The sequence below is a fragment of the Marinomonas aquiplantarum genome (genome assembly GCF_003314975.1).
In the GTDB taxonomy this organism is placed as follows: domain Bacteria; phylum Pseudomonadota; class Gammaproteobacteria; order Pseudomonadales; family Marinomonadaceae; genus Marinomonas; species Marinomonas aquiplantarum.
Window position 1 is genome coordinate 357268 of sequence record NZ_QNRF01000002.1, and the last position, 26294, is coordinate 383561.

The following is a 26294-nucleotide window of genomic DNA, read 5'->3' on the forward strand; positions in this document are numbered from 1 at the left end:
ATATCCTCATGAAAAAATAGGTGGCCGCATTGGCGACCACCCATTGGTTTATATCAGATTTCTTAACTCACGAATAGCAACGGTGACCATTGCAAGGGTTAATTCGCTTTCGACTTTAATTTCGCTGAAGGTCGTACGATAGTGTTTAATGCTATCGTGATTAGACTCTTGCCAGCTGGTCAGTCTTTGATCAAGCGCTTTTATCTCAGGGTTAGATTGAATAACCTCTTGAGTAAGCGTTCGCAAGCTATTATCCACTTCATCACCTAGTCCTGCTTTCGCACGACGTTGCCACATATCTTCAGCTGGCAATTGTGCAGCACGTTGACGTAACCAATGCAGCTCTAAGTCCATTTCAAGGGCAAAATAGGTTTGCGCCACATCCAGTACTTCGCTCTCGGTGTTGCTAGCAACGCGTATGATATCAAAGCCATAGAAGAGGTAATTCAATGAAGACAAGGTTTCCGCCATATCTTCAGGGATGCCTTTATCCGTTAATTCTGCTTTGATGTCTGCCAAGTGGGCTTGGCTAGGCTCTGTCAGAATGGCTTGGATGTTAGCTCTGATGACATCGACACCTGGCTTGTAGGTATCAATTAAGCGCTGAATAGATAGGCTTTCACGTGTGTTGCGAAGTAGCCATAAAGTAGCGCGCTCTAACAAGCCTTGAATGCGGATCAGGAGATCATTTAGAACCTCATTGGGAACGACAAAATCTAGGCTATTAATGGCGTCCCAAAGTGCAGGGATGCCAAAAATATCTTCTGCCGCCAAGTAAGCACGCACGACATTAAGTGCAGATGCACTGGTTTCTTCTTGCATGTAAGTGGTGAAAGAGGCTCCCATACGATTACCAAGGTTGTTGGTAACATGGCCAGCAATGATCTCTTGCGCCAATGGGTGTGAGGCCATCTGATCGCCAAAGCGTTTGGTGAGTTCGGTTGGGAAATACTGATTGATTTGCGTCATCAGGTCCGTATCTTCGCCAATGCCGTCTTCGACCAATTGTTCAGACAGTTTAATTTTAGAGTAAGCCAACAAGACTGAAATTTCTGGGCGCGTTAAGCCTTGGCCTTTGTTAAGGCGCTTACGAATTTGTCCATCGGTTGGTAAGAATTCAATTTCACGGTTTAAGCGGCCTTCGCGTACCAAGGATTGAATCAAACGCCAGTGGTCTGCCAGTTTTTCCGGTGCACGTGAATTAATCAAAGACAAGACATGGCTCTGTCCGAGGTTATGGCGTAATACTAGATCACCCACTTCATCGGTCATTTTAGCCAGCAGGGTATTACGCTGCTTCTCTGTCATGTCGCCATTTTCAACCACTCGATTGAGTAGGATCTTAATGTTTACTTCATGGTCAGAGCTGTCTACACCCGCAGAGTTGTCGATGGCGTCAGTACTGATCAAGCCGCCATTTTGGGCGAATTCGATACGACCCAGTTGAGTCAAACCTAGGTTACCGCCTTCACCAACAATCTTGCAGCGCAATTCTTTACCATTAACACGTAAGCCATTGTTGGCGCTGTCTCCCGCATCTGCATGAGACTCTGATTCGGCTTTGACATAGGTGCCGATACCGCCGTTCCACAACAAATCGACTGGGGCTTTCAAGATGGCATTAATCAGATCTGTAGGTGCCATGGATTTGACGTTACCTTCAATACCAAGGGCTTTACGGATATCTGCGTTGATTGGCACAGATTTAGCCGTACGACTAAAGATGCCGCCGCCTTTAGAGATGAGTTCTTTATTGTAATCTTCCCATGATGAGCGCGGTAGCTTAAATAAGCGTTCTCGTTCAGCAAACGAGCTGGCTGCATCAGGTGTTGGATCAATAAAGATGTGCAGATGGTTGAAGGCCGCGACTAAGCAAGTGTGCTCAGACAGCAACATCCCATTACCAAATACGTCACCAGCCATGTCACCGACGCCGACAGCGGTGAAGTTTGTTGTCTGGCAGTCAATTCCAATCTCTTTGAATTGGCGTTTAACCGACTCCCAAGCACCACGAGCCGTGATACCCATTTTCTTATGGTCGTAACCGTTTGATCCACCGGAGGCGAAGGCATCGCCTAGCCAGAAGCCGTATTTCTCTGAAATGCTGTTGGCGAGGTCAGAGAAGGTGGCCGTTCCTTTGTCTGCTGCTACGACTAGATAAGGGTCGTCTTCGTCGTAACGTTGTACCGACGTTGGTGGAACGACTTGGTTTTGTACCAAGTTATCCGTGATGTCGAGTAAACCACTGATGAAGGTTGTGTAGCAATGAACGACTTCTGCTTGAACGTCTTCACGTGAGGCGTTTTTCTTCAGTTGCTTCGCGACAAAGCCCCCTTTCGCACCTGCAGGCACGATGACGGCATTTTTCACCATTTGTGCTTTTACTAGGCCTAAGACCTCGGTACGGAAATCTTCCATACGGTCAGACCAGCGCAAACCACCACGAGCGACTTTACCGCCACGCATGTGAACCCCTTCCACCCAAGGTGCGTAGACAAAGATTTCGAACTTCGGACGCGGGAGTGGTACGGCAGGAATTTGTGATGGATCTAGTTTGAAAGACACATAATCTTTGATTTGACCTTGTTCATCATGCTGGTAGAAGTTGGTTCTGAGCATGGCTTGAATAACCGACAAGTAGTGTTTCAAAATGCGGTCTTCATCGAGGTTGGCCACTTGGTCCAACTCTAGGTCGATTTTTTCTAAGAGTTTTTGCACCTTGTCATCACGTTTCGCCGTTTGCGCAGGGTCAAAACGTTGCTCGAACAGTTGTACCAACAGGCGAGCAATGCCTGCGTTTTTCTCTAAGGTTTGTTGCATGTATTGCACAGAGAAAGGCAATTGTAATTGCATCAAGTACTTAGTTAGCGCTCGTAACATGGTGACCTGACGCCAAGTAAGCGAAGCGCTCAATACCAGGGCATTGAAACGGTCGTTCTCTACTCGACGAACAAATATCTGATTGAAGGCATCTTGGAATGCCTCTCGTTGGGTGTTTTTCTCTAGGTTAACGTCAGCGTCAACGCTAATCGCAAATTCGACTACCCAAGTATTGGCGGTACCGTCACCGTTTTGATCCAGTTCGTATGGGCGAGCCTCTAAAACGCGTAAGCCCATGCACTCTAGGATAGGCAGTACATCGGATAGTATGAGTGTGGTTCCCGTGCCATAAACTTTAAAGAAATAGTTATTCTTCGCTTGGCCAACTTGACGGTATATGTGAGTGGAAATATCCCCTTCGTCCGCTAATTGCGATAGACGTTCAATGTCTAGAACCGCTGCATTTGGTGAGAAATCCTCACGGTAAGCTGCCGGTAGGTAGGGAACGTATTCATTGAAAAGCTGATTGCCGCTTTCTTCTCCATTGCTTTTGTGTAGCGCAGACAAGAGTTTGTCTTCCCATGAGCTCATGGCATCCTGCATTTTACGTTGGATGTCTTCAGCATCGATGGTCGGGCTTTGTTTTGGGTCAGCGATTTGGATAGTGAAGTTGACTCGAGCTAACACCAACTGAGAAAACTGCACATTGAACTCTGAGCTGGTGCCATTGCAAGCCGACATCAAAATGTCTTGCATCTTCATGCGCAGTTCTGTGTTGTAGCGATCTCTCGGTACATACACCAAAGCATTGAGGAAACGACCATAAATGTCTTTGCGTAGGAAAACACGTAATTGACGGCGCTCTTGAATAGCGAGAATGCTTTCAATAGTGCCGAACAGCTCTTCTACTGGCGCCTGCAGCATTTCGTCACGAGGGTAGCTGTTTAGAATGTGTTTTAGGTTTTTGCCCTTGTGGCTGTTCGGATCTACATTGGCTTTCTCAACGATCACATCCAGCTTTTTGCGCAGCAATGGAATGTCTTGAAGACGAGCGATGTAAGCGGCAGATGAATACAGACCAAAGAAGCGCCATTCGCCAATGACGTTGCCATGTTTATCAAAACGCTTAATGCCAAGGTAGTCTAAGTGAACAGGGCGATGCACCGTTGAAATGGCGGTTGATTTCGTCAAGATTAAAATATTGCTGCTGTCGACCGCTAGATTGGCGAGATTGTCTTGCAAGACAATGTCACGTTTCACTTTTTTGTCATTGATGTCACGGAAGGTTCCTAAGCCTGAACCTTCTACAAGTTTCAGGTGAGTTTCATTACCTTCTTTGGTCAGATCGTAGGCGCGGAAACCGATAAAAGTGAAATGATCGTTCTCTACCCAACGCAGGAAGTCGAGAATTTCCTGATGTTCTTTATCGTCTTTTAAGTGAGAAAGTTGCTCCGATTCACGGATAACCTCACTCATGTTTGCTTTCATTTGAGGCCAATCTGCCACGGTTTTGCTAACGTCAGCTAGACTCTTAAGAATTTCATCTTTAATTTGGTCTAACAAATTGGTATCGGACAGACGGTCGATTTCAAAGCGAATTAAGGCTTCAAAGTTTTTTGACTCAGGGTTTATGCTTTGTAATTCACCCTTCTTATTGCGTTCAACTGGAATGGCTGGGTGGGCGGTAAGATGAATAGTGTGGCCAAGACGAACCAGCGCCATGTTGAAAGAGGAGACAAGGAAAGGCATGTCTTCTGTTAACACTTCGATCACAGTGTGTGTGGATTGCCAACTGTGCTCTTCGTAATTTGGGTTATAAACGCGTACCTTTGGCTTTTGTGGTGTTTTTTGCTTCAGAAAATCCCACAAACATACAATGGTGCCGTAAAGGTTTTCAATACTTTCATTTGCCAAATCTTCCGTTAGAGAGTCCTGGAAGTATAGGCGGGCTAATTGAATTAAATCATTCGCATCAGCACGACCAAAATGGTCGTTAATTTCTAACTCAACGCGTTCTATTAATTCGGTTTTTTTATGATCAGTCATGTGAACTCAATCCCTCATGAGTGTTGGGTCTTTTTAAAACTAGTTGTAAATGTGACTTATTGAAAGTTTTGATTTCGGACTCTATTTAAGATTATTATGAAAATTTCACCTCTTTAATAGCTATCTAGTTTTCTAATTGCGACACTCTTTTTTCATAATCGGTTTTCTCGTCCGTAAAACTCCGTCATAATATGAAAAAAGCCTTTAATATCCATTTTAAACGAAATAAACCCCTTTTTAGTCCCTAGTTCGCAGGATAATATTTTGTACAAGAGTGAATTCGCATCAAGAGAAATCATGCAAGCCAGTAAAAAGCCACAAAAATACGGTTTTTTGCTTTTGCCTAACTATTCTATGTTGGGTTTTTCATCTGCCATTGAAACTTTACATATGGCGAACTGGGTCACCGGAAAAGAGCTTTATTCATTTTGCACTATCAGTCATGAAAGTCGCGAAGTCCCTTCTAATACAGGGGTTACAAGCTTAGCGGATTACCTAACAAGTGATGCGCCGAGTGGTTTGGATGCTATTTTTGTCTGTGGGGCCTCGCCAGTGACAAAAAACGAAAATAAAACTTTAGAAAATTGGATCAAGAAGCAAGCCAATAAAGGGATTTCTTTAGGAGGAATCTGCACAGGAAGCTACCTTTTAGCCAAAACGGGCTTATTGGATGGTTACCGAGCAACCATACATTGGTGGAGTATTGCCAATTTACGCGATGAATTTCCTCAAACCATAGTGTCGGATCACTTATTTGAAGTGGATCAAGATCGATATACTTGCAGTGGTGGTACTGCGGCCATGGATATGATGTTGTTTCTGATTGGTAAGCAACATGGCATGTTGTTGGCGAGTAATATTTCCGAGCAATTTGTCTGTGAACGTATTCGTGCACATGACGATCCACAACGCATTCCATTGCAAGCGCGCATTGGCAGTGGTCAACCTAAGTTAGTGGAGGCGGTACAGCTAATGGAGGCAAATATTGAGGAGCCTCTGTCTTCCGAAGACATTGCATATCACTTGGGCATTTCGCGTCGCCATTTAGAGCGGCTCTTTAAAACACATTTAGAGGTGGTTCCATCGCGTTATTATTTGGAATTAAGGCTGCAACAAGCAAAACAGCGTTTGCTTAACTCCGACAAATCGATCACCGAAATAGGGCGAGATTGTGGCTTTGGGTCAGCGCCGCATTTTAGTACCACCTACAAAAGCTTTTTTGGTATGACCCCAAGAGATGAACGGAATAAACAAGGTAATGTGGTAACAGAAGCCGCGCCGAATAATCGGAAGAAGCGACAACTTTGGAAACGTTGAAAAAAGTGAAGGTCAAAAAAAGCCCGTTTTAATGCTAAAACGGGCGATTTGCTAGATGGATCTGTATTGGCTTTAGATGGCTTCTGCGCCAGTTTCACCAGTACGGATACGGATGATTTGTTCTAACGCTGTGACGAAGATTTTACCATCGCCAATTTTACCTGTGTTAGCGCTGCTCTGGATGGCTTCAATTGCGCGCTCAACTTGATCTGTTTCTACGGCAAGCTCCAATTTAACTTTAGGTAGAAAGTCCACCACATATTCGGCGCCGCGGTATAGTTCAGTATGACCACGTTGGCGACCAAATCCTTTTACTTCGGTCACTGTGATGCCGTTGATGCCAATTTCAGAAAGCGCCTCGCGAACTTCGTCTAGTTTAAAGGGCTTAACAATGGCTGTGATTAATTTCATTCTTTTCTCTCCATTCTGATAAAGCGTTCATTAGCATAAAAATAACACTCTCTTACCAAAGTCGCCACAATCTCAGTGGATATAGCCTATATTTCCAGCAGATTACAGTCCGTTCATCGCATCCAAATCATCGTATTTTGTCTCATGGTACTGGCGACCAAGATTATGAACCGCATCGATCAGATATTTAGGGTGATCTGGGTTCACAAATTGATGAATGCCATGGCCTAGGTTAAACACGTGTCCGCTACCATGCCCAAAGCTGGACAGTACCGCTTCTACTTCGCGTTCAATGACATCCTGATCGGCATACAGTACACACGGATCAATGTTGCCTTGAAGAGCGACCTGGTTTCCGACACGAGCTCTGGCTTCGCCAATGTCTGTCGTCCAATCTAACCCTAAGGCATCCGGGCCTGTGGCGGCGATATTTTCCAACCACTGGCCGCCATTTTTAGTGAATAAAATCACTGGGATTTTTTGGCCATTGTGTTCACGAATGAGTCCATCCATGATTTGCTTCATATACAACAAAGAGAACTGCTGATACATAGGGCCGCTGAGAACACCGCCCCAAGTGTCAAAGATTTGTACTGCTTGCGCGCCGGCTTTGATCTGGCCATTTAAATAGTGAGTGACGGATTGAGCGAGCTTATCCAATAAGGTGTGCAGTGTCTTTGGCGATTGATACATCATCGCTTTAATATGACGAAAGTCTTTACTAGAGCCTCCTTCCACCATGTAAGTCGCCAAGGTCCAAGGGCTACCTGAAAAGCCGATCAGAGGGACTTGTCCATTTAGTGCGTGGCGAATGGTTGTCACGGCTTTCATGACATAATCCAAATCCCCTTCCGTTGTCACTGGCAAGGCATCAATGTCGGCTTGAGTACGCATAACGTGCTTGAATTTTGGCCCTTCGCCGGTCTCAAAGTAAAGGCCCAGCCCCATGGCGTCGGGAATGGTTAATATATCTGAAAACAGAATGGCTGCATCTAAGTCATAACGCTTTAGCGGTTGTAAAGTGACTTCACAAGCGAAGGCGTCATTCTTACATAGACTCAAAAAGTCTCCTGCGGTGGCTCGGCTTGCTCGGTATTCTGGCAAGTAGCGTCCGGCTTGTCTCATCATCCAAACAGGCGTGGTGTCCACTGGCTGTTTGAGTAGGGCGCGCAGGAAGCGGTCATTTTTGAGTTCAGGAAACATTAAGCTCTCCAGTGTGAAATTTGAATGGGGGCATTTTACCTAAATTGATCAGGAATGCAGAGTGAATAAGTAGAATTTATAAAGGCTTTTGAGAAAAAGACCAATAATATTGATTTATAGCAGGGTTTGATAATGGCTATGATCTGCTGAATGACTTAATCACCAAGGTAGCGCTTTAAACTGTATTGCTGAACACGCTCGGCTGCATGGTCTATGTCGCCATTAGCTCGTAATTCATTTAGTACGTCAGGAAAAAATGCTCGAGTTTGCGCGACATTCATGCCGGGTTTAATGTGTTGAGAGTACAAGGCTTTTAATAAAATATAATCGAGAGGGCTTAAATAGGTATCCACGCTGACATCGTTAAAGACGGAAGGGAATACCTCATTTGAGTCGTTAGGCAAACCTAGCAACTGAGTAATTTCTTCGACAATACAATCTAAAAAGCGTGCTTTCCGGCGGGCATAATCAACGGGAATGATAATGGCGCCACGGGTTATTTCATAGCGACCATTACGACGAAAATTACCAAGACAAATGGCTTCATCTAATGCCGCACGAATAGTCTCTGGGTCACCAATGTATTGTCTTACTTTATCTTCAAGTTGCGCATAGTCGGTAAAAATGACAAAAATATTAGCGTCTGATGCTTGCTGGGTAAAATCAATCGGTAAGCCTGTAATGCGAGCTAGATGCTGAGCATGTACGCTTAATAATTCTTTCTGTAATTTGGCGTCCCCCGCATCACTTTCAAAATACAAGCGAACCGGTTTTTTCCAGCGAATAATCTTGGGGTAGTTGGTTTCTTTGTATTCTCTTTGCAGAGCAATTTTAATGAAGCTTTCTTCAATGTAGTAATCGTCTTGCCAGCGCTCTTTGGTAAAACTAAGGGAGCTGCTGAGCATGGCGAACATAATGACTAAGAAGCGAATGGCGATAGCGTTAAATTGGGTCATCCGGTTGGGCACTGGTAAGTTTGTTAGCGTAATGTCGTAATGCATCGAAAGAGTCCGGTGTAAAATCTAAATGATCAGGGTTATCTAAAATAGTCTGAATACTCATTTCATGAACCGAAGCGACTTCTTTTGGTTGTAGCGTTAATGGTCCATGTATTTCTGGTTGATAATGACAAGTATAGATTTTTCCCCAGATTTTGAAGCCTTTTCCTTGTGTGAAAAAAACACCTTGGCTTTGCAGTGGCGCATCAAAGCCTAATTCTTCTTCTAATTCACGGTGAGCGGATTCAATATAGGATTCACCCTTAGCAACCACGCCGCCAGTTGTTACGCCATAAAAACTGGGGCAAAAGGCTTTGTCATCAGTGCGTTTTTGGACTAGTAAATTACCACTTTCAGTGAACACTAATATGTAAGTGACTCGATGATGATCTTCGCCAAAGTTCATTAGTCGGCGGGGCACGTCGCCAATGATTTGATTGTGTTGGTCGACTAAAATAATGACTTCGTCATTCTCTGACATAAAATACTCATTGATTGGCGGAACGAATAGAAAGCGAAAGGGTATCGGCATTTGTCTGGAAAGAAAAGCCTTAGCCTTGGTTCAATGGTGTTGAAATGGGCTTTATGGCAGTCATGTTTAATAAAAGCGACCTAATTTTATGTATTTTCGGCTAAAACCAGCATGCCATGCGCGCCTTTCGTGTTTGACCGTATCATGTGCATTGCGCATGGGGGAATGAGTTGCCCGTGCCGGAAAAGAGAGATTATGAAGACCAATATTATGGAACTAGTATGATAGTGAACGATGATTTTCTGGCTCATACCTTACGGTATCCGGAGCAAAGTGACGTTTTGGATTTTGCTTTTCCCTCTGGGCGTGCTCGTGTTGAAGGGGCTGGCATCTTATCCTTGGAGCCAGAAGTAAAGCGAAGCAATGTCAGTTTGGTCTTATCCGTTGGTATCCATGGTAATGAGACCGGACCGATTGAATTAGCGAACGGCATTGTTAAATCCATTTTAGCGGGGGATTTGGTGTTAGGCGTGCGTTTGTTGTTCATTATTGGCAACCCGCGAGCGGCGATACAGGCTCAACGTTTCTGCGATGTAAATTTAAATCGTTTGTTCTGTGGCTCATGGCAATCGCAACAAGGTTACGAAGCGCAGCGGGCGCAACAGTTAGAGTCATCGGTTAAGGCTTTCTTTGACGCACCTGAAGCCGTTGCTTCGCAAAAATTCCATTATGATCTACACACTGCCATACGTGGTTCGGTCCATGAAAAATTTGCCGTGCACCCATTTGTGCCAGAGGAGATCTATCAGCAATGTCAGTTGGCTTTTTTGGCGGCTTGTGGCATTGAGGCTGTGTTGTTTTCTCATCAGCCAACAACCACTTTTTCATATCACAGCTTTGCGCTGCATAACGCGCAGGCTTTCACCATTGAATTGGGGAAGGTGAGAGCATTCGGTGAAAATGATTTGTCTTCCTTTGTACGAATGGAGCGAGCTTTGACTGAGTTATTGGTTGCAGGTGAGTTAATTCAAGACAGTCTCTCTGACTTGAGTTTATACAAAGTGGTCGACAGTTTAACCAAAGACCATGAAAGCTATCAGTTGAATATAGCGGACAATTTAGAGAACTTTACGCCTTTTAAGCAAGGTTTTTGTTTGGCTGAGTCCTTGGTGCAGCGCTATCTTGTTGAGCAAACTGGAGATGCCATTGTGTTTCCAAATAGCAAGCTGCCTGTTGGTCAGCGTGCCGGTTTGGTGGTGCGAGCAAAGCCTATGTCTGCGTTTAATTTTCAATAAGCTGAGAATGCATCTTGAATACCGTTATCGAATATCGTATTGTTACGTTATAACGTTATTTGAGGTGTTTAACGAATGAACAAGCTTTTACTGACTTTGGGTGTGACGGCTCTATCGCCGTTGGCGTTGGCGAAACCGGTTATTGTTACCAGTATAAAACCTGTCTCTATGGTAGTTGCAGCCATTACAGGTGATCGAGCTGACATTGAACAAATTGTGTCCAATTCTGCATCACCTCATGATTTTGCTCTGCGTCCTTCGGATTTAAGGAAAATTGCCAATGCCGATACGGTCGTTTGGGTAGGGGAGTCATTAGAGCGCTTCTTAGAGAAACCACTAGAGAACGCGAGTAAAGAGGATTCTTCAATTGAATGGTTGGCGTTAAATGGTATGAATCTGCATAACTTCGCAGAAGGCCATGACGATCATGATGACCACGAAGATCACGATCATGATAAGCATCACGACGATCATGATGACCACGAAGATCACGATCATGATAAGCATCATGATGACCACGAAGACCACGATCATGACAAGCATCACGACGATCATGATGAACATGAAGGTCACGAGGGTCACGAGGGTCACGACCACAGTGGTGTGGATCCCCATGTTTGGTTATCACCAGAGAATGCGAAAATATTGGCGCAAGCTGTGAGCAAGCGTTTATCCGAAATCGATGCTCAAAACGCCGCTTATTATCAAGCTAATTTGGCAGAGTTTGAGCAGGGTTTAGCCGCAAAAGATGCGCAAATCCGTACTGCGTTGAACAAGGTTAATACTGTGCCATACATTGTTTTCCATGATGGCTATAGTTACTTTGAAAGACATTATGGTTTGCAACATGCAGGGGAAATTACCGTTAGCCCTGAACGTAAGCCAGGAGCGAAAAAAGTAGCTGAATTGCGTCATGAAATTGAAGAAAATCACATCCAGTGTGTGTTTAGTGAGCCTCAATTCAGCCCTGCAATTGTGAAAGCCTTACTAGATGGTGTAAATGTTAATACGGCACCGCTTGACCCTCTAGGGGGTGATATCAAACTGGATTCGAATGCTTATTATCGTTTCCTAGACTCTCTAAGTGGCCAGTTCTTAAGCTGCTTAGGTTAAAATAATGCTTGCAGATCTTGCATAATAGCGTGAAATAAAAAGAGTGCTCAGATCGAGCACTCTTTTTGTATGCGCCCTTCCTGATGCTCTGTATAATGAGACCACTTTTTTTAGCCGTCTGATGAACAGAGAGAAAATATGAGTGCCCCAACGTCTTCGAATACGGATACGGATGCATTGATCGCCAGTGCTCAGCGAACCCTTTCAACTCAAGCGCAAGCCCTTGCCAATCTTGCCAGTCAAGTGACGGAGGAATTTGCCAAAGCGGTGCGCATGATATTAGACAGCAAAGGTCGAACCATTATTTGCGGTATGGGGAAGTCGGGACTGATTGGTAAAAAAATCGCCGCTACGCTCGCATCAACAGGAACCCCCAGTTTCTTTTTGCATCCAGGTGAAGCATTTCACGGTGACTTAGGGATGATTCAAGCGGAAGATACGCTGATATTGATCAGTTATTCCGGTGAAACAGAAGAGCTGATGCGACTGTTACCTTCTTTACAGAGCTTTGGCAATCCAAGTATCGCCTTGGTGGGCAACATGGATTCCACCTTAGCTAAACATTGTGATTGTGTTTTAGACATTTCAGTGGACCGTGAGACCTGCCCAAATAACCTAGCCCCAACAACCTCTACGACCATGACCACCGCCATGGGCGATGCTTTGGCGGTGGCTTTAATGGAATGCCGCGCTTTTCAACCACATGACTTCGCACGTTTTCACCCCGGAGGCAGTTTAGGTCGTAAATTGCTGACAAGAGTAAAAGACATCATGCACAAACAAGGCTTGCCTGTTTGTTCACCGAGTACCAATTTGAAAGACGCTATTTCTGTCATGACTCAAGGTCGAAAAGGGGTGGTGTTGGTGCAGCAAGAAGATACGTTACTGGGCATCTTTACTGACGGTGACTTACGTCGTGCCATGTTAAAAGACAGTGACGGTATGATGCACAAAAACATCGCTGATCTTATGACTTTAAATCCTAAGACCATTAATGAAAATGTCATGATTGTCGAAGCGGAAGAGCAAATGCTAAGAGATAAAATCACCTTGTTAGTGGTGGTGAACGATGATCAAAAAGTATCCGGCATTTTAGAAATTTACGATCGCTAATGGCGAGTGACGAAGCAAAATTTAACAGGAGTTAGTATGTCTCAAGAATCAAAAATCATCAAAATCGGTCAACAGGTTGAAGTTGCGAATCATTTGCCATTTGTCTTGTTCAGTGGTGTGAACGTACTGGAGTCTCGTGATTTGGCGATGCAGGTTGCAGAAGAGCATGTCAAAGTGACAGAAGCGCTCGGCATTCCTTATGTGTTTAAAGGGTCTTTTGACAAAGCAAACCGCTCCTCTATTAATTCTTTTCGTGGTCCAGGCATGGAAGAAGGTCTGAAGATTTTACAAGAAATCAAAGAGACCTTTAATGTGCCCGTTATCACCGATGTACATGAAGCGTATCAGTGTGCGCCTGTGGCCGAAGTGGCGGATGTAATTCAATTGCCAGCCTTCCTTTCTCGTCAAACAGACTTAGTTGTCGCCATGGCGAAAACAGGGGCTGTGATCAACATCAAAAAGGCACAGTTCTTGGCGCCTCACGAAATGAAGCACATTTTGAAAAAGTGTGAAGAAGCCGGTAATGATCAACTGATGTTGTGTGAGCGTGGCACTATGATGGGTTATAACAACCTTGTTGTAGACATGTTGGGTTTCGGTGAAATGAAGAAGTTTGATTACCCGGTGATGTTTGATGTTACTCACTCTCTACAACGTCCTGGTGGCCGTGAGGATTCAGCAGATGGTCGTCGTGCACAGGTAACGGAATTGGCCCGAGCAGGTATGTCGCTTGGCTTGTCGAGCTTATTCTTAGAAACTCACCCGACACCGGATTCGGCTAAATGCGATGGTCCTTGTGCGTTACCACTCGGTAAATTAGCGCCTTTCTTAAAGCAAATGAAACAGCTTGATGAGTTGGTGAAAACATTTGATGAATTGGATACGAGAGCTTAAGTCATGGATGCTGCGTTTCTTGCTTCTTATTCCGTGATGGCTGAGCAACCAGAGTTACTGCAGCAATTGCAGAGTTTAAAGCTGGTGGTATTCGACGTGGATGGTGTATTGACTGACGGTGGCTTGCTTTACACAGAGCAAGGCGAAACGATTAAGCGTTTTAATGTCAAAGACGGCGTTGCGATGAAACTCCTGCCTAAGTGGGGTGTGACCGTGGCGGTGATCACGGCCAAAGACTCACCAGCCTTGCGTCAACGCATGACAGACTTGAACGTTGAGCATTTCTATCCAGGTTGTCATAACAAGGCAGAGGCTTTTGTTGATTTAACCGCAAGGTTACAAGTGTCAGCATCTCAAGTGGCTTATGTAGGAGACGATGTGATTGATTTGCAGGTGATGCCGAGTGTTGGTTTGGCCATGTGTCCTGCTGATGCGCATACTCTGTTATTACGTCATTGTCCGTTGATATTATCCAAATCGGCTGGACAGGGCGTAGCAAGAGAAGTGGCGGATTTGATTCTAGCGTCTCGTATGTCACTAGAAGAAGCCTACGAATTAGCAAAACAACCGGAGTTTGAGCGTCATGTCTGATTCAAGGTTACACACACAATTACCTGCTTTTCACATTGTGATTCCAGCTCGCTATGCTTCCCAACGCTTTCCGCAAAAGCTTATGGCGGATCTTGGCGGAAAGCCGGTGTTGCAATGGGTGCATGAATTGTCACTGCAAGCAGGTGCCCAGTCGGTGACTGTGGCGACCGATCACAAGGATATTTATTGTGCCGCACAAGAATTCGGAGCGAACGTTGTGATGACCCGTGATGACCATGAGAACGGCACGGAGCGCTTGGCGGAAGTGGCTGAAAAAATGGCTTGGTCTGGTGATGAGATCATTGTCAATGTGCAGGGGGATGAGCCTTTCCTGCCAGTCGCCTTGATTCATGCCACTGTAAAAGCCTTGTATCAAGACGCTGAAGCCGAAATGGCAACCGTAGCGTGCGCGATTGATGATAAGCAGGATTACCTTAATCCAAATGTGGTGAAAGTGGTTTGTGATGAACAGCAACGCGCTTTGTATTTCAGTCGCGCCCCGATTCCTTGGGACCGAGATGGCTTGGCGAATGGGCAAGATCAAAGTGGCTATTTGCCTATCGATTTGCCTGTTTTGCGTCATATTGGTTTATACGTATATCGAGCGAGCTTGTTGAATAAATACGCTGAATTGCCTATGTCGCCTCTTGAGCGCTGGGAAAAATTAGAACAGCTACGCTTCTTGCATCAGGGGATCAAGGTGCAAGTCGCTGTTGCGGACAGTTTGCCTTCTCATGGTGTGGATACACCGGAAGATTTGGAAAAATTGCGTCACCAACTGACTCTAGAATCTCTCTAAATTTCTTCTTGAAGCCTCAACATTAGGTCGAAGGAATCGACCTAAGTGCTTCTCTTGCCTATTCACTTTAATGCGCTACGCTTTGATGAGCGCGCTATGCTTTTATGAGTTCCCTCGACGTTTAAACTGTGATCCTTCAAGTTGCATAACTCATATACAATTCTTGGTGTATTTGCTCAAAATCTGCGCTTTTTGTATGGATTGTGTAAGCTATGGGTTTACTTTTCCTTCAAATGTAATATTTTCTTACTATTGTGTATCTAGTTTGTATCACTTGTTTGATTTTTTGAAGGATTCGATTATGAAAAAGCTGCTTGTTCTTTCCACGAGCTTACTAAGCACTGCTGCTATGGCAGCCATGCCAGTCAACCAACCAATTGGTTCCAGTTTTACCCTGAGCAGCTCTCCTAATAAGCGTGCCTTAGCAACGGCGTTGGCGAACCCAGCCGCTCCGTTCTTGATGGTCAATGAACAAGATGATGACAATTTTCGTTTTGGTATCCTAGGCCCATTGAGTATTGGTATTGAAATGGGCGATGTCAGCGATCTGGGCGATCGTATGGAAGAAATTGAAGATATTATTGATAATTCAACTGCTGGAACGGCTGCAGGAGATGTAACAAGAGTTGAAAATATCTTAAATGAAGTAGGCGATACTGCTTATGTTAAAACATCTGTAGGTATGCAAGTGCCTTTAATGCCGGTAATTTATAAAACAGACAACAATGGCGCCTTCATGTTGGATGCCAGCATCTCTTCTGTTGCAAAAGCAAATGTATTATCTAGTGATGTGTCTGTAGATGGCGGTACTGGTAAACTAACGACTGATGCATCTTTCCAGGCTCAAACTGCTGTGGATCTTGCTCTTGGATTAGGCTACAGCCAATCTATGTGGGAAAACTCCCATGGTATGTTAGTCGGCGGTTTGAAAGCGACTATGCATAACATTTCCATGGGACGTGCACTTGTCTCCTTAGAAGATGAATCAACTGATGCAGATGACGCCATTTCAGATGCAGTTGATGAGGATGCCGTTGACTCTACTGGTGTTGGCATTGATTTAGGTATGGTTTGGGTGTCGAATAATTACCAAGTCGGTGTAACTTTTGCGAACATTAATGAGCCAGAGTTTGATGGTGTTGCAATTGATACTGCCTGTGGGTCAGAGAGTTGTGATGCAGCTCAAAGTTTGCAAAATGCTGGTAAGCTTGATGCATCTGGAAGTAAATACGTGATGGAAATGCAAACCACAGTGGATCTTGCATTATCGACATCTGGTAAGCAGTTCACTCTAGGCATGTCTTACGATACTAACCCTGTAAAAGACGCTGTGGGTGACGAATATCAGTGGGCAGCGGCTTCCTTGTCTTACTACGGCGACTCTCACTTCTTACCAGGTCTGCGAGTGGGTTACCGTCAGAATATGGCGGGTACGGAGCTAAGTTATGGTAGTTTCGGTTTGACGATCTTAAAGCGCCTAAATTTAGACGTTGCTGTGGCATTAGACACAGTGGAAGACGAAGATGGTGACGAAATGCCACGTAGTGTCTATTTTGCTTTAGGTTATGATACCGCTTTCTAAACAGTAAAGATTTTGCAAATAAAGCCGATGACATAACTGTCCTCGGCTTTTTTTGTTTGCCGGATTATTTACTGGGTTGTTTAGGGATCTTGCTCCATCATGAAAAAGTATTTTGCCGTTGCTTGTTTATACCTTGCTAGTTCATCGGTTATGGCGGCCATGTATACTTACCAGCCAATCGGTTCCAGCACTGTGTTGGGCAGTTATGGAAACCGCCACGCTTTATCGACTGCCATGGGGAACCCTGCGGCATCCTACTTAATGGCGAATTTACAAGGGTTTCGTGTTGGCTTTGCGGGGCCAATAGGCATTGGCGTTGAAGGTGGGGGCGTCGGTACCATCAATGATAAGGTCGATTCGCTGGAGGCCAGTGTCGACACGGATTATTTGTCATCTTTGGATCTGCAAGCCATTGAGGACGGTGCGACAGACGTTTATAACAATACACCTGGTAGTAATGCCGATAAAGAGGCCGCCGCCAACGCGTATATTGTGCAAGAAATCAATGCTGCTGTGGATACTATAGAAGCCAGTTTGGCTGACGTAAGCGACGATGTGGCCACGATTGCAGACACAACCTACCTTAAGTTCGCGACTACCGTGCAAGGTCCGTTTCTCCCCATTATATATAAAACCCGTCGACGTGGCGTGTTTATGATCGATGCCAGTGCTTCCTTAGTGGGAAGGGCACAAATTTTATCAGACAGTTTTACGCTAACCGGTTTGGATGATCTACGTAATATTTCAGATGAGAATGATCTGCAAAATGTGGATTTGGAGGCCATTGAGCTTGATACTGATACCTCGCTTTACTTGAAAAGGGTCTCTAATTATAAATTCAGTATTGGCTACAGCGAAATGTATTCACGCACAACTGGCAGTGCTTTGTTGTTAGGTGGACGACTGAATTTTCATAAATTAGCCATGGATCAAAAGTTAACGGTATTGAATGACGATGGTGATTCTGATGTCTCTTATGGGGATTTCTTTATTAGCCGAGAAGATCGCTCAGATGGTATCTCGCTTGATTTAGGGGCCATCATTGCTGCGCGTTACTTGCAGTTGGGGGCCACCTTGTCCAATGTGAATGAGCCTGAATTTGATTATAAGGTAATTGGGCGCTGTACTGGCTTGTCCGGTGCTGATCTATCAGCCTGTAATGCGGCGATTGGTTTTGCTGATTCAGGTAAAATTTCTCTTAAAGAAAAATATAAAATGAAAGCCCAGCTTAATTTAAGTATGGCCTTGAAGAGTAAAGATCAAAATTTTTCCATTGCTGGTTCTTTTGATGCCAATTCGATTAAAGACCCGTTAGGTGACAAATACCAATGGGCAGCGGTTTCCATCTCTCATTACAGTGATGACTTTTTCTCTATAGGGATGAGGGCTGGTGTTCGCAAGAACATGTCTGGTAATGAGATGAGCTACTATACAGCTGGCTTGACCTTGTCACGTCGATTGGACATTGATGTGGCGTATTCACCAGAGAACGATGATGGTGACACTGGCTTATATTTCTCCGTCGGTTACAGCTTTATGTATTAATCTTTTATCGTCAGATTGATGTCGATACACTGGTTTGGGCTGAGTATAGCTTGCAATGGAACATCCCAAGGTTCGATGGGCAATCGTTCAACTTGCTGGCAATCATGGGCTAAACCAATTAATAATGGTTTTTGCTCAATGCTCTTGCTGGCAAAACTCTTGTCATAGAAGCCTCCTCCCATTCCTAATCGCCCGCCATATTGGTCAAAACCAACCAGTGGCATAAAGACAATGTCGAGAGCGTCTTGTGCTTGGTATATCTCAGTCACAGGTTCGGCAATGCCAAATCGATTTTTTTGCCATTGTGTTGTTTGGTCGTAATGCGCAAAGCGTAAGGTTTCGCCTTTCACAACGGGTAAGTAGGTTTTGATGTTGCGTTGCCAGCAATATTCGCTGATGAGGTGTGGAGATATTTCACCGTCGTTCGCCAGATACAGGGCAAGGTGTTCTACATTATTTAACCATTCAGAGTGAAGTGCTTGTTTCAGAAGCTGACTGGCGGCTTGTTGCTGTTCTTGTTCTGTTAGTAGACGTCTGGCGTGACGTAAGGTTTTGCGTAGACTATGACGATCGAGAGGAGGTTGGATCATGAAAAGGGTTTCCCAAGTTGCCGTTTCGACTATTGGCCTTGAACCCAGTGGTTCAAGGTGGAAAAAGCTGTGACTCTTTAGGCTTTCCGACGCACGGACATGCACACCAAACCAGCAGGCCTTTTCCGGGGTATTACTCATAGGCTCAAGGGCGTTAAGCCGCTACGTACAACCCAGGAAACGAGTGAAGTATAGAGTAACTGCAGCTAAAAATCACGGATGAAACTTTTTCATTTCCTTCCCTGTATGAAGAAAATTCGTTTTTATCCCTTGCACCTTGTTGAATCGTGTACAGATTGAACAGGTCTGTGTTTATTCGTTAACCAGTTTTGTTTCGTGTGTCAGTGCCGCATCTAGCTGAGAGGTCAACTCTCGCAGTTGTTGCTCGTTTGAGCGAGCAAATTTTCGCCCAGATAGCATATCGTGAGTAATGTTCAATGCCGCGAGGACGGCAATTTTTTCAAGCCCGACGATTTTACCGCTGGCTTTGATCTCACGCATTTGAGTATCCAAATATTCCGCGGATTCTTTCAATTCCGCTTCGTGCCCTTTCGGACAATGTATGTTGTAAGTTTGTCCCAGTATTGCGACTGAAACGGTTGGCTTATCCATATAGACTCCATTTGATAGCAAGGCCCACAAAAAATGGTCAGTTTTTCCATCATTGAGTAGCGAATGGCATTTTATGCTGCGAGTAAATTCGTTACAATTCCGAATTAATTTTATCCACACTGTTTATAGCAAATTGACGCCAATATGGAAATAAACCCGATACTTTCGCAAATAAAAGATCTATCCGAACGCGCTCTTACCCTTCGGGGGTATCTTTGACTACGATGCAAAGAAAGAACGCTTAGAAGAAGTAAACCGAGAATTAGAAGATTCTAATGTCTGGAACGATCCAGATTACGCACAAAAACTAGGCAAAGAGCGTTCTGCGCTTGAAGCGGTTGTCGATACCTTAGATGGTATGGACAACGGTCTGGCTGATGCCAAAGAGCTACTTGATATCTCTGTTGAAGAAAGTGATGAAGACTCTGTCGAAGCGGTTCAGCTTGAACTTGATGAGTTGGAAGCCTTGTTGGCTAAACTGGAATTCCGTCGCATGTTCTCGAAAGAGATGGACGAAAACAGTGCCTTCTTAGACATTCAGTCTGGTTCTGGTGGTACTGAAGCGCAAGACTGGGCCAATATTCTATTACGCATGTATTTGCGTTGGGGTGAGGATAAGGGCTTTAAAGTCGATTTGGTGGAAGTATCTGCCGGTGAAGTCGCTGGTATTAAATCGGCGACCATTCGTTTTGAAGGTGAGTATGCGTTTGGTTGGTTGAGAACCGAAACGGGTGTCCATCGTTTGGTGCGTAAATCGCCATTTGACTCAGGCAATCGTCGTCATACGTCATTTGCATCCGTATTTGTGTCTCCTGAAATTGACGACAACGTTGAAATTGATATTAATCCTGCGGACTTGCGTACTGATACGTATCGCTCTTCGGGAGCGGGTGGACAGCACGTTAATACAACAGACTCTGCGGTGCGTATTACGCACATACCGAGTGGTATTGTTGTGCAATGTCAGAACCAGCGTTCACAGCACGCTAACCGTGATTTTGCGATGAAACAGCTGCGTGCCAAGTTGTATGAATTGGAAATGATGAAGCGAACAGAAGCGGCACAAGCCGTGGAAGACAGCAAATCGGACATTGGTTGGGGGAGTCAGATTCGTTCTTACGTACTGGACTCTTCTCGTATTAAAGATTTGCGGACTGGCGTGGAAAGCTCCAATACAGGAGCGGTGTTGGATGGTAATTTAGATCAATTTATCGTCGCAAGTTTAAAACAAGGCCTGTAAAGCGCCATTCCTTATTTTAGAAAAGATTAAAGAGTAGATACCAATATCATGGCAAACGACAACACAGAAACAAGTTTACAATCAGAAGATAACCGTCTTGTGGCGGAGCGTCGTGGCAAATTAGCGGCGATTCGTGAACAACGTAATGCTTTTCCAAATCAATTCCGTCGTGATGCTTATGCTGCGGATTTACAAGCAGAATTTGGTGAGTTAGAAAAAGCGGAACTGGAAGAGAAAGATCATAAGGTCAGTATTGCGGGACGTATCGTACGTAACCGTGGTGCTTTCATGTTGCTACAAGACATGTCAGGCCAGATTCAAGCTTACATTAATCGTAAAGCGCTGAGCCCTGAGTTATTGGCTGAGCAAAAAACATGGGATTTGGGTGACATCATTGGTGTGACTGGGCCAGTGCATAAATCTGGTAAAGGTGACTTGTACATTGATATGCAAGAAGCGCAATTATTGACCAAATCCTTGCGTCCTCTTCCTGATAAGCACCATGGTTTGTCTGACATGGAAATGCGTTACCGTCAGCGTTACGTGGACTTGATTGTGAATGAAGAGTCTCGTGATACTTTCCAGATTCGCTCTAAAATCATTTCTACAATTCGTCGCTTCCTAGAAGATCGTCGTTTCATGGAAGTTGAAACGCCTATGTTGCAGACCATTCCTGGTGGCGCTACAGCACGTCCATTTGTTACACATCACAATGCCATGGACATGAGCATGTATTTGCGTATCGCACCAGAGCTTTACTTGAAGCGCTTGGTTGTTGGTGGTTTTGAGCGTGTTTTCGAGATCAACCGTAACTTCCGTAATGAAGGGACATCGACTCGACACAACCCTGAATTCACTATGATCGAATTCTACCAAGCTTATGCGGATTACAAAGATCTGATGGATCTGACCGAAGCTATGTTACGTGATGTGGCTGAGAAGGTGTTGAACACTACGACGGTCACTTACCAAGGTTCTGAATATGACTTTGGCGCACCATTTGTTCGCATGACGATGTTGGAGTCCATCTTACATTACAACCCAGATTTGACGGAAGATGACCTTAGCACCCTAGAAAAAGCCACCGAAGTAGCGAAGAAGCTGAAAATCGATGTTAAGCCAATTTGGGGCTTGGGTAAGCTTTGGACTGAAATCTTTGAAGAAACGGCTGAACATAAGTTAGATCAACCGACTTTCATCACCGAGTATCCTGCTGAAGTATCACCGTTGGCACGTCGTAATGACGAGAATGATTTTATTACTGATCGTTTTGAGTTCTTTGTTGGTGGTCGTGAAATTGCAAACGGTTTCTCGGAGTTAAATGATCCAGAAGACCAAGCGGAACGTTTTAAGCGTCAAGTAGCAGAAAAAGATGCGGGTGACGACGAAGCTATGCATTATGACGCCGATTACATTAACGCATTGGAATACGGCTTGCCGCCAACCGCAGGTGAGGGGATTGGTATCGACCGTTTGGTTATGCTATTCACTGATGCACCTTCGATTCGCGATGTGCTTTTGTTCCCTCATATGAAGCCTCAGGACTGATCCTAGGCCGGATATAGTCACTGATAAATCGTTTTGTGTATAAGGCCTCAATTGAGGCCTTATTTTGTTTTTACACTCTATTTTTGAATGAAGTACCACGGAGCATTCCATGAGTCGTTTTTGGACCGATAAAATCGCATCACTTGATCCTTATGTACCAGGTGAACAGCCGCAAGATAAGCAATACATTAAGCTCAATACCAATGAGAGCCCTTATTCGCCTTCGCCAAAGGCATTGCAAGCAATGGCAGCAGAGGTCTCGGAAAGTTTGCGTTTGTATCCTGATCCTTATGCTATGGTGCTAAAAACGGCTTTGGCGAATCAATATCAATTGAATACCAATCAGGTGTTTGTCGGTAATGGTTCTGATGAAGTGTTGGCGTTGGCTTTTATGGGGTATTTTACCAATGGTAAACCGTTGGCTTTTGCGGACATCACGTACAGCTTTTATAAGGTTTACGCTGGTCTTTATGGGATTACGCCTAAGCTAATTCCTTTGACCGATGAATTTGATATAGTCGCTGCGGACTATCAGCATTTAGATGTCTCGGGTGTGGTTGTAACCAATCCTAACGCGCCAACCGGAAAAGCTCTCCCGCTTGCAGACATTGAAGCCATTTTGCAATCTAACCCAGACGTTGTGGTACTGGTGGACGAAGCGTATGTGGACTTTGGCGCACAAAGTGCGGTGACTTTGGTCAATCAATACCCGAACTTATTGGTGGTGCAAACCTTGTCTAAGTCACGTGCGTTGGCGGGTATTCGCGTCGGTTATGCTTTTGGTCACCCAGATTTAATTGAAGGTTTGGAGCGTTTAAAGAATTCATTTAACTCCTACCCAATTGATCGCATTGCACTGGCAGGAGCGACGGCCGCGGTAAAAGATGCGACTTATTTACAGCATATCTGTGATAAAACCATTGCGACGCGTGAAACAACAGTTAAAGCGCTGACTCAATTGGGTTATGAATTATTACCTTCAGCAACTAACTTTGTTTTTGCGACTCACCCAGAAAAGTCGGCTGAAGATGTCTATTTGAAATTGAAAGAACAAGGCATATTGGTGCGTTATTTTGGAAATAAGCCTCGTATCGGAAATTATTTGCGCATTACGATTGGCACCGATGAGGAAATGCAGGCATTGGTGAGTGCGTTAAAAGCGTTATAAATTCATTCTAATTTAATCGGGAGGAGAAAGTGGATGTCTCTTCCCGATAATAATGAAATAAAACAAGTCGGCTTGCCGGTTGAATAGAGGGAGGTGAGAAAGCACGAATAATATTCGTAATGAAATGTATCTAAATATTGCTTTAAAAAACTAAATGTGAATTAAAGTTGCAAATGCAAATTCATAGCAGTAGTATAAATTGTATTAATTTTGAACAGTTTTTAATTAAGGTATTTTTAAGTGTCTGGTAAACAAGTTTTACTGACAAATTGAATGACCTAGATTAAGAATGTTAAGTACAAATATTAATATAATGAGAAGTAGAAGTAAGATATAGGGACGGATCACTATGAGTACTTTATCTATTTTGGCACTGGTTTCTGGAACACTTTCCATCTTTTTACCAATGGGTGGGATCTTCATCGCAATATTAAGTAGCTTAATGGCGATGATGGCATTTCGCTCTCACCCCACCATATCCGCCATTACCTTTGGCATTAATATTATCAACGCCTCCTTTTTAAGCTCGAGTTTAGCCGCTACGGATACACGCTTTGGTGACGCTTATTTATTGTTAGTGGGATTTCATGCGGTATTGCTCTTGGCAGGAATTGTTTGGCGATTATCTCGACAAGGCTACCAAAAGAGTACACAGCGCATACTGTAAATATCTATTTGGTCATGCGAATGGGTCGTGTGATTAGTTTTAACTAAGCTAATCGTAATAATGGTGGACGTTTTAAGCGAATAGCTTGTGTTTTTGTTGTTTCACTTCATTGACTCTAATAATAAAAAGGCGGTAATGAATACCGCCTTTTTCATGCAAGATTGTCGTTATGCAGCATCAAAGCTTGGACTTAATACCTCAGCAAGAGCGTCATTTGATAAGCTACCAATGACTTGATTATCACTGTCGAGCACAGGTAATAGATGATGGTCTGTTAACAGTGCGAGTGGTAATACGCTTTGTAAGTAGTCTTTCTTTTTGACACTCGTTTGATGCAAGAGTGGTGAGTCGATTTGACCTGCTTGGTAAGCGGCTAAACGATTCTTACTGACCACGCCTTGGAGCTGATTGTTTTTGGTCCAAATTAAGGTGTCATGCTTATTGAATGCGTCTTGTAAGCCTTCCTCTGAGTCACAATCGACTATTTTGTCTTTGCTACGATCCATGATGTGTTTCACTTTCAAAGCTTTAGCGCGGTTTACGTCTTTAGCAAAGTCTCTTACATAGTCATCAACTGGATTGAGGATAATGTCTTCAGGCGTGCCAACTTGAACCATCTCGCCATCTTTTAATACGGCAATTCGATCCCCTAAGCGTAATGCTTCATCTAAGTCATGGGTAATGAAAATGATGGTTTTCTGCAGCTTACCTTGTAATTCAATAAGCTGAGTTTGCATCTCATAGCGGATTAATGGGTCCAGTGCTGAAAAAGCTTCATCCATTAAAAGTATTTCCGCGTCTGTACACAGAGCTCGTGCTAAACCGACTCGTTGTTGTTGACCGCCAGAAAGTTGGGAAGGATATTGATCTTCATAGCCTTCTAGACCGACAACTTCGAGCCACTCTTTTGCCTTGGTTTTCCAAACGTTTGGTTTCTCACCTTGAATTGATAAACCATAGCCAACATTGTCGAGGACGCAGTGGTGAGGCATCAGACCAAAATGTTGGAACACCATGGACATCTTATGACGACGGAACTCAATTAGCTCTTTCGGACTTAGGGTAAGAATATCGTCACCTTCCACTTTGATCTTACCCGCAGTTGGATCGATTAAGCGGTTGAAATGACGAATTAAGGTGGATTTACCTGATCCTGATAGCCCCATGATGACAAAAATTTCACCGCGATTAACGGAAAGGTTAATGTCACGCAAACCAACAGTGTGACCTGTTTCAGCGAGCACATCACTTTTGCTCATACCTTGGTCGACTTTTGCTAATACTTTTTCAGGGTTGTTACCAAAAATTTGAGTGAGGGATTCAATTTCAATAAGTGGTGCGGAATTATTGTCCATTTTGATCGCCTCCTAGGTGTTTCTGTGTACGTTTTGCATAACTTTGAGAGACGCGGTCAAACATGATGGCGAGGGCCACAATGGCTAAGCCATTTAATAAACCCAGGGTGAAATATTGGTTGGTAATGGATTTTAAAACCGGTTGCCCAAGGCCTTTTACACCAATCATAGAAGCGATAACCACCATAGCGAGTGCCATCATAATGGTTTGGTTAATACCGGCCATAATGGTTGGCATGGCAAGCGGTAGCTGAACACCAAATAATCGCTGCTTTGGTGTCGCACCATAGGCTGTGGCAGCTTCTAATGTTTCATGGGGGACTAGGCGTATGCCTAAATTGGTCAAGCGAATGACAGGAGGAATGGCATAAATGACCACGGCGATGACGCCAGGGATTTTACCTATACCTAATAACATCACGACAGGAATCAAATAAACGAAGGCTGGCATGGTCTGCATTATGTCTAAGAAAGGCGTAATGATGGCTTGTGTCCGGTTTGACCGAGCCATCATAATCCCTACGGGGATACCTATGATTATCGCCAAGAAGGTACACACAGTAATAATACTGAGCGTTCGCATCGTATTGTCCCACATGCCAAAGTAGCCAATGGCTAATAAAGAAAGGGAGACACCAACACAAAGTTTCCAAGAGCGGCTCATGAAATAGACTAAGCCAGCTAAAATTCCTAGCACTAACCACCAAGGTGTATTCAGTAGTAAGTTTTCAAACCACACTAGGAAACTTAGTAGAGGATCGAAGAAGGCTTCGATTTGGTCGCCATAGGCGCGTGAAAAGTCACGGTATGCACCGTCAAGTGTTTTTCGTATTCCCAGAAGTTCTCTGCGGCTCATATCGGGAAATTCAGTGAGCCAAGATTGATCAGCCATAGTATTTTCTTTCGGTTATATCA

Annotated in this window: 22 protein-coding genes and 1 other RNA gene; 13 read left to right on the forward strand and 10 right to left on the reverse strand. The window is 44.2% G+C overall.

Translation table 11 applies throughout. From position 1 onward, the window contains the following. Positions 1–48 precede the first annotated feature (48 nt). Positions 49–4866 (reverse strand): NAD-glutamate dehydrogenase, encoded by a 4818-nt coding sequence (locus DFP76_RS05025; RefSeq protein WP_113873560.1) that lies wholly within the window; start codon positions 4864–4866, stop codon positions 49–51. Between the two features lie 297 nt (positions 4867–5163). On the opposite strand from DFP76_RS05025, the gene DFP76_RS05030 reads away from it, so the two are divergent. Further along, on the forward strand, positions 5164–6183 hold the full coding sequence (locus DFP76_RS05030; protein ID WP_113873561.1) for a GlxA family transcriptional regulator: 1020 nt from the start codon (positions 5164–5166) through the stop codon (positions 6181–6183). A gap of 72 nt (positions 6184–6255) precedes the next feature. Here DFP76_RS05030 and DFP76_RS05035 read toward each other — a convergent pair whose 3' ends face one another. The 4 genes from DFP76_RS05035 to DFP76_RS05050 form a co-directional block, all read right to left on the reverse strand. Next, a complete protein-coding gene (locus DFP76_RS05035; RefSeq protein ID WP_063333175.1) occupies positions 6256–6594 on the reverse strand; it encodes a P-II family nitrogen regulator in 339 nt (112 codons plus the stop codon). A 102-nt stretch (positions 6595–6696) separates the two neighbouring features. Next, on the reverse strand, positions 6697–7797 hold the full coding sequence (hemE, locus tag DFP76_RS05040) for a uroporphyrinogen decarboxylase (RefSeq protein WP_113873562.1): 1101 nt from the start codon (positions 7795–7797) through the stop codon (positions 6697–6699). A 155-nt stretch (positions 7798–7952) separates the two neighbouring features. Next, on the reverse strand, positions 7953–8753 hold the full coding sequence (locus DFP76_RS05045) for a DUF2927 domain-containing protein (protein ID WP_113873563.1): 801 nt from the start codon (positions 8751–8753) through the stop codon (positions 7953–7955). Beyond that, complete coding sequence (locus DFP76_RS05050) at positions 8740–9276, reverse strand: NUDIX hydrolase (protein ID WP_113873564.1); 537 nt, start codon at positions 9274–9276, stop codon at positions 8740–8742. The genes DFP76_RS05045 and DFP76_RS05050 overlap by 14 nt, the downstream gene beginning before the upstream one ends. A 272-nt stretch (positions 9277–9548) precedes the next feature. Between DFP76_RS05050 and astE the strand changes: the two genes are divergently transcribed. The 8 genes from astE (at position 9549) to traF (DFP76_RS05090) (ending at position 18199) form a co-directional block, all read left to right on the forward strand. Beyond that, positions 9549–10562 (forward strand): succinylglutamate desuccinylase, encoded by a 1014-nt coding sequence (gene astE, locus DFP76_RS05055; RefSeq protein WP_113873565.1) that lies wholly within the window; start codon positions 9549–9551, stop codon positions 10560–10562. Positions 10563–10637: 75 nt separating this feature from the next. Continuing rightward, the gene (locus DFP76_RS05060) at positions 10638–11675 is read left to right on the forward strand and encodes a zinc ABC transporter substrate-binding protein (RefSeq protein WP_113873566.1); all 1038 of its coding nucleotides are present in this window, start codon (positions 10638–10640) and stop codon (positions 11673–11675) included. A 138-nt stretch (positions 11676–11813) separates the two neighbouring features. Next, entirely contained in the window at positions 11814–12788 is a 975-nt protein-coding gene (locus tag DFP76_RS05065; RefSeq protein WP_113873567.1) for a KpsF/GutQ family sugar-phosphate isomerase, read from the forward strand. Between the two features lie 36 nt (positions 12789–12824). Continuing rightward, entirely contained in the window at positions 12825–13682 is an 858-nt protein-coding gene (gene kdsA, locus DFP76_RS05070; RefSeq protein WP_113873568.1) for a 3-deoxy-8-phosphooctulonate synthase, read from the forward strand. 3 nt (positions 13683–13685) lie between these two features. Next, a complete protein-coding gene (locus DFP76_RS05075) occupies positions 13686–14273 on the forward strand; it encodes a KdsC family phosphatase (RefSeq protein WP_113873569.1) in 588 nt (195 codons plus the stop codon). Then, complete coding sequence (kdsB, locus tag DFP76_RS05080) at positions 14266–15072, forward strand: 3-deoxy-manno-octulosonate cytidylyltransferase (protein ID WP_113873570.1); 807 nt, start codon at positions 14266–14268, stop codon at positions 15070–15072. Before DFP76_RS05075 ends, kdsB begins: the two co-directional genes overlap by 8 nt. Positions 15073–15373: 301 nt before the next feature. Then, the gene (traF, locus tag DFP76_RS05085; RefSeq protein ID WP_181799790.1) at positions 15374–16654 is read left to right on the forward strand and encodes a conjugal transfer protein TraF; all 1281 of its coding nucleotides are present in this window, start codon (positions 15374–15376) and stop codon (positions 16652–16654) included. 99 nt (positions 16655–16753) lie between these two features. Further along, positions 16754–18199: a conjugal transfer protein TraF gene (gene traF, locus DFP76_RS05090; protein ID WP_113873572.1), complete on the forward strand. Its 1446-nt coding sequence runs from the start codon at positions 16754–16756 to the stop codon at positions 18197–18199. Here the strand turns inward: traF (DFP76_RS05090) and DFP76_RS05095 are convergent. The 3 genes from DFP76_RS05095 to DFP76_RS05105 form a co-directional block, all read right to left on the reverse strand. Continuing rightward, positions 18196–18789 (reverse strand): 5-formyltetrahydrofolate cyclo-ligase, encoded by a 594-nt coding sequence (locus tag DFP76_RS05095; RefSeq protein ID WP_113873573.1) that lies wholly within the window; start codon positions 18787–18789, stop codon positions 18196–18198. The genes traF (DFP76_RS05090) and DFP76_RS05095 overlap by 4 nt on opposite strands. Positions 18790–18794: 5 nt before the next feature. Continuing rightward, a non-coding RNA gene (ssrS, locus tag DFP76_RS05100) (6S RNA) lies at positions 18795–18972 on the reverse strand. A 129-nt stretch (positions 18973–19101) separates the two neighbouring features. Further along, positions 19102–19401 (reverse strand): cell division protein ZapA, encoded by a 300-nt coding sequence (locus tag DFP76_RS05105; protein WP_063333162.1) that lies wholly within the window; start codon positions 19399–19401, stop codon positions 19102–19104. Between the two features lie 144 nt (positions 19402–19545). Here DFP76_RS05105 and prfB point away from each other — a divergent pair. The 4 genes from prfB to DFP76_RS05125 all read left to right on the forward strand — a co-directional run bounded on the left by prfB (position 19546) and on the right by DFP76_RS05125 (position 24024). Continuing rightward, a protein-coding gene (gene prfB / locus DFP76_RS05110) for a peptide chain release factor 2 (RefSeq protein ID WP_113873574.1) occupies positions 19546–20641 on the forward strand; the annotation gives its coding sequence in 2 pieces (ribosomal slippage) (positions 19546–19617 and positions 19619–20641; 1095 coding nt in all). Positions 20642–20689: 48 nt separating this feature from the next. Then, a complete protein-coding gene (gene lysS, locus DFP76_RS05115; protein WP_113873575.1) occupies positions 20690–22189 on the forward strand; it encodes a lysine--tRNA ligase in 1500 nt (499 codons plus the stop codon). A gap of 109 nt (positions 22190–22298) precedes the next feature. Continuing rightward, entirely contained in the window at positions 22299–23357 is a 1059-nt protein-coding gene (gene hisC, locus DFP76_RS05120; RefSeq protein ID WP_113873576.1) for a histidinol-phosphate transaminase, read from the forward strand. A 349-nt stretch (positions 23358–23706) separates the two neighbouring features. Continuing rightward, positions 23707–24024: a hypothetical protein gene (locus DFP76_RS05125; protein ID WP_113873577.1), complete on the forward strand. Its 318-nt coding sequence runs from the start codon at positions 23707–23709 to the stop codon at positions 24022–24024. 167 nt (positions 24025–24191) lie between these two features. Here DFP76_RS05125 and DFP76_RS05130 read toward each other — a convergent pair whose 3' ends face one another. Both DFP76_RS05130 and DFP76_RS05135 read right to left on the reverse strand, forming a co-directional pair. Further along, positions 24192–25379: a quaternary amine ABC transporter ATP-binding protein gene (locus DFP76_RS05130; protein ID WP_113873578.1), complete on the reverse strand. Its 1188-nt coding sequence runs from the start codon at positions 25377–25379 to the stop codon at positions 24192–24194. Next, on the reverse strand, positions 25369–26271 hold the full coding sequence (locus tag DFP76_RS05135; protein WP_113873579.1) for an ABC transporter permease: 903 nt from the start codon (positions 26269–26271) through the stop codon (positions 25369–25371). Before DFP76_RS05135 ends, DFP76_RS05130 begins: the two co-directional genes overlap by 11 nt. Positions 26272–26294: the final 23 nt, after the last annotated feature.

What these genes read in the sequence shown, in the direction of transcription:
- DFP76_RS05060 (WP_113873566.1), top strand. Translation starts at nt 10,638, where the DNA reads ATGAACAAGCTTTTACTGACTTTGGGTGTGACGGCTCTATCGCCGTTG.
- traF (WP_181799790.1), top strand. Translation starts at nt 15,374, where the DNA reads ATGAAAAAGCTGCTTGTTCTTTCCACGAGCTTACTAAGCACTGCTGCT.
- DFP76_RS05105 (WP_063333162.1), bottom strand. Translation starts at nt 19,401, where the DNA reads ATGGATAAGCCAACCGTTTCAGTCGCAATACTGGGACAAACTTACAAC.
- DFP76_RS05045 (WP_113873563.1), bottom strand. Translation starts at nt 8,753, where the DNA reads ATGACCCAATTTAACGCTATCGCCATTCGCTTCTTAGTCATTATGTTC.
- DFP76_RS05050 (WP_113873564.1), bottom strand. Translation starts at nt 9,276, where the DNA reads ATGTCAGAGAATGACGAAGTCATTATTTTAGTCGACCAACACAATCAA.
- DFP76_RS05030 (WP_113873561.1), top strand. Translation starts at nt 5,164, where the DNA reads ATGCAAGCCAGTAAAAAGCCACAAAAATACGGTTTTTTGCTTTTGCCT.
- DFP76_RS05065 (WP_113873567.1), top strand. Translation starts at nt 11,814, where the DNA reads ATGAGTGCCCCAACGTCTTCGAATACGGATACGGATGCATTGATCGCC.
- astE (WP_113873565.1), top strand. Translation starts at nt 9,549, where the DNA reads ATGATAGTGAACGATGATTTTCTGGCTCATACCTTACGGTATCCGGAG.
- traF (WP_113873572.1), top strand. Translation starts at nt 16,754, where the DNA reads ATGAAAAAGTATTTTGCCGTTGCTTGTTTATACCTTGCTAGTTCATCG.
- hemE (WP_113873562.1), bottom strand. Translation starts at nt 7,797, where the DNA reads ATGTTTCCTGAACTCAAAAATGACCGCTTCCTGCGCGCCCTACTCAAA.
- kdsB (WP_113873570.1), top strand. Translation starts at nt 14,266, where the DNA reads ATGTCTGATTCAAGGTTACACACACAATTACCTGCTTTTCACATTGTG.
- DFP76_RS05135 (WP_113873579.1), bottom strand. Translation starts at nt 26,271, where the DNA reads ATGGCTGATCAATCTTGGCTCACTGAATTTCCCGATATGAGCCGCAGA.
- DFP76_RS05035 (WP_063333175.1), bottom strand. Translation starts at nt 6,594, where the DNA reads ATGAAATTAATCACAGCCATTGTTAAGCCCTTTAAACTAGACGAAGTT.
- DFP76_RS05125 (WP_113873577.1), top strand. Translation starts at nt 23,707, where the DNA reads ATGAGTACTTTATCTATTTTGGCACTGGTTTCTGGAACACTTTCCATC.
- DFP76_RS05130 (WP_113873578.1), bottom strand. Translation starts at nt 25,379, where the DNA reads ATGGACAATAATTCCGCACCACTTATTGAAATTGAATCCCTCACTCAA.
- hisC (WP_113873576.1), top strand. Translation starts at nt 22,299, where the DNA reads ATGAGTCGTTTTTGGACCGATAAAATCGCATCACTTGATCCTTATGTA.
- kdsA (WP_113873568.1), top strand. Translation starts at nt 12,825, where the DNA reads ATGTCTCAAGAATCAAAAATCATCAAAATCGGTCAACAGGTTGAAGTT.
- DFP76_RS05075 (WP_113873569.1), top strand. Translation starts at nt 13,686, where the DNA reads ATGGATGCTGCGTTTCTTGCTTCTTATTCCGTGATGGCTGAGCAACCA.
- DFP76_RS05025 (WP_113873560.1), bottom strand. Translation starts at nt 4,866, where the DNA reads ATGACTGATCATAAAAAAACCGAATTAATAGAACGCGTTGAGTTAGAA.
- DFP76_RS05095 (WP_113873573.1), bottom strand. Translation starts at nt 18,789, where the DNA reads ATGATCCAACCTCCTCTCGATCGTCATAGTCTACGCAAAACCTTACGT.
- lysS (WP_113873575.1), top strand. Translation starts at nt 20,690, where the DNA reads ATGGCAAACGACAACACAGAAACAAGTTTACAATCAGAAGATAACCGT.